Annotated in this window: 2 protein-coding genes and 1 pseudogene; all 3 read right to left on the bottom strand. The window is 62.1% G+C overall.

Annotation, left to right across the window (positions count from 1 at the left end; all coding sequences use genetic code 11):
- Positions 1 to 364: IS4/Tn5 family transposase DNA-binding protein (locus LGZ98_RS23245; RefSeq protein WP_262978676.1), on the bottom strand; the 364-nt coding region annotated here is incomplete at its 3' end.
- 99 nt (positions 365 to 463) lie between these two features.
- Positions 464 to 1,780, bottom strand: a pseudogene (gene tssI, locus LGZ98_RS23240) (type VI secretion system tip protein TssI/VgrG); the annotation flags it as partial.
- 21 nt (positions 1,781 to 1,801) lie between these two features.
- Positions 1,802 to 2,914 (bottom strand): VasL domain-containing protein (locus tag LGZ98_RS23235; RefSeq protein ID WP_262978675.1); only part of this gene is annotated, 1,113 nt, incomplete at its 5' end.

The following is a 2,914-nucleotide window of genomic DNA, read 5'->3' as shown; positions in this document are numbered from 1 at the left end:
CCTGCATGCCCCGGGATTTTTCCGTCGAGGTGGTATAGCCGAGTTCATCGGCGACCGACGCGTGGGAAAATGACAGGGTTGTCGTGTCTTCCAGCGCTAACAGGCAACGATAACGTTGAGCGTGAGCGACGGTGGCGGTAAATCCGGCTTCGGCGATGGCCTGAGGCGCAATGGCGGAATTTCGGGTCAGTCGGTAGGCCGCTTCAACATCGGCAGGAGAGTCAAGAGATTGCACGAGCGATTGTCCTATATGGTTAGCCAACGAACAGGCCACTTTCACCAGGCGGTTGGTACGGCGTTTATCACCTAATTCCGCATGTTGAAACGTGTCATTTGCCCATTGTTCAGCGCAGGTTGAAAACATAAAGATTACCTCAAGTCGTGTTTGTTATTGAGATCAATCTATGAGGAAAAAGTTCAATAACGAGGGGGCAGGTTAAAATATTTGTGTAGGAAAGACAGGCCCGGCCCAGGGCTGGGTGACGCGTATCCAGCAGGAGCTGTGGTCGTTGCTCCGGCCGTAGCGGTCCCAGAGGAATTGCAGGCGGACGCGGCCGTAGGCGTCGCAGTAGATTTCTTCGCCGGCCGGGCCGACCACGTTGGCTATCTGCGGGCCCTCCATCGCCGGTTTGGGTAACGGGGCCGGGCGCCAGTGCTGATGGTCGGCAATGAAGGTGAAATCGTTGCGCAGGGTGGTGCCGCTCTCCCCGGCGGCCTGTTCCAGCGCCTGCGGCTGACTGCCATGATGGGTGACGCCGACCAGCTGCCAGCACCGGTTGAGGTCAGGCCGGGGATGGCCGGTCAGGGTGAACAGCACGCCGGGCTGCATCGTCGCGGCATTACTTTCACCGTCACCGGTCAGGGCATTGTTGCGCAGCGCTTCCAGCCGGTAGCGGGCGAAGTCGGCGCCGTGCTGTGTATCTTTAAAGCGGCCGGGAAAATCGAAGTGTTCATAGCCGGTATGCTGGAGGTTCTGCTCCCGCATCTGATGACGGAACTCCGCCGCCCAGGCCGGGTTTTTGAAGGTGTAATCTTTGAGCTCGACCACCGCCGGCCGTACCTGCGCCTGGCGGGTCAGCCGGGTAATGCACAACTGCTGGGCCTGTTCAGCGTCGTCGGGGTGATAGGGCAGCACCGGGCCGTTGACCACGGCGCCCGCATCGTCGGCAAACACCAGGGTGTTTTTATGGCCGGTGAATTCAAAGAAGTAAAAAATCCCCTCTTCGGCGGTCAGGCGTTGCAGAAAGTCAAAATCGGTTTCGCGGTACTGGACGCAGAACTCCCGTTCCGGGTGGGGGTTGCGCAGGCTGAACGCCACATCCCGCACGCCGTTCTCTTTGAGCAGGGTGGTGAGGATGGTTTTGATATCCTGCTGCTGAAAAATCCGGGCATTCTGGCGCAGGGTGGCGCGCCACATATCGGGCCGGATGGTCATGTCATAGCGGGTCTGATGTTTGCCGGTATTGCCCTGGACAAAACTGGCGACCATGCCGGTGACGGCGCGCTCGACGTTGCCGGCGCGCAGGATGGTGAGGGTGGCGCTTTTGTCGAGGACGGCGGCGAAATCAATCGCCGGGTCGGCACTGGCTAAACTGACGGTCAGCGTGAACGGGGTGGAGAGGGCCTCGTGCAGGGTAAAGCCGGCCACCACGAAGGTGTGCGGCGGCAGTCCGCCGGCGGTGAGGGTAAACTGTAACCCGCCGGCGCTTTGGGGACTCAGCCGGTCAGCGATTTGCTGAGCGAGGCTGGCGGCGCCGGCGGTTTTTTTCTGGAATGACATATAAGGGTTCCTTCTCTGAATTTACGGGCGGGGCGGCCCGGGGAGTGGGGTCAGCCCGGCGGCTTGCTGCAACGCGTAATACTGGCTGAGCAGGGCGTTAAACCGGTCGTCGGTCTTTTTTATCAGCGCCGGTGAGACGCTCTCACCCTGTTCGACGGCGGCGGAAAGCTGGCGCAGCAGCTCTTCCAGCGGGACGTCACGGTGGTGGCTGTGCTGGATTTGGTAAATCGCCGTTTTCAGGTAAGAGAGGGTGAAACTGCCCCGGTTGCGCTCCTGCTCTAGGATGTTGTCCGCCAGTAACTGGAGCTGATGCCGGGTCTGCTGCCAGCTGCCGGAGACCGGCGCGTTTTCCCGCCGGATGGACTGTAACTGCTGCCAGCGCTGCGTTGCCCGCTGCTGCCGGCGGTCCTGCGGCCAGGTTTTTTGCGCCATGCCGGTCAGCTGCTCAGCCTGTTGCAGCACCACCAGCGGCGAGGCGTCCGCTAACCGGGTTAACTGCTGGGCATAGGTTTGCAGGTCGGGGCGGTACAGCCAGGCCAGTCTGGCCCCGTCCGGGGTGTCAGTCAGGGCGGTGAGCTGCTGTTGCAGCGGCCGGTAAAGGCCCAGCCAGCTGCCGGTCAGGACAAACGCCCCCAGTAAGAGACCCAGGCCGAACCCCTGTAGTGCGCTCATCGGCCGCGGGGGCGGCGCAGGGAAACGGACCTGGACTTTGGGCTGACGGCGGTCGTATTCCGCGTCGCCGCCGGGGTCCGGTTCAGACGGCGCCGGCGCGGTTGTCTCGGCCAGGTAAACCAGCGGCGGCATCTGCGCCGGTCTGGCGGCGGGTTTGGGCAGGATACGGGGCTGTTCCAGTTTTTTGGCGGTGTTCTGGAAGAACCACAACAGGTTGTCGACCTTCGGCAGGCGTTTCAGGTCGGACTGCTGGAGCCGGTCGACTATCAGCTGTAAGGCCCGCTCGGCCCGGTAAATCATCCGCAGGTCACGGGCGGTGTAATCGTACTGGCGTAAGGCGTGGCCGCTGCGGGTGTTAAACCAGTCCAGCATCTCGGCGCGGACCGCCGGCTGCGGCGGCCACAGTTCATCCCACTGGCTGACTATCACCCCGGCCAGCAGCTCACAGCCTTCGGTAAACCC

This window comes from Photorhabdus kayaii (genome assembly GCF_025384895.1).
GTDB lineage: Bacteria > Pseudomonadota > Gammaproteobacteria > Enterobacterales > Enterobacteriaceae > Photorhabdus > Photorhabdus kayaii.
Note: the sequence above shows the minus strand (reverse complement) of the source record. Positions and strands in the feature narration are given on the sequence as shown.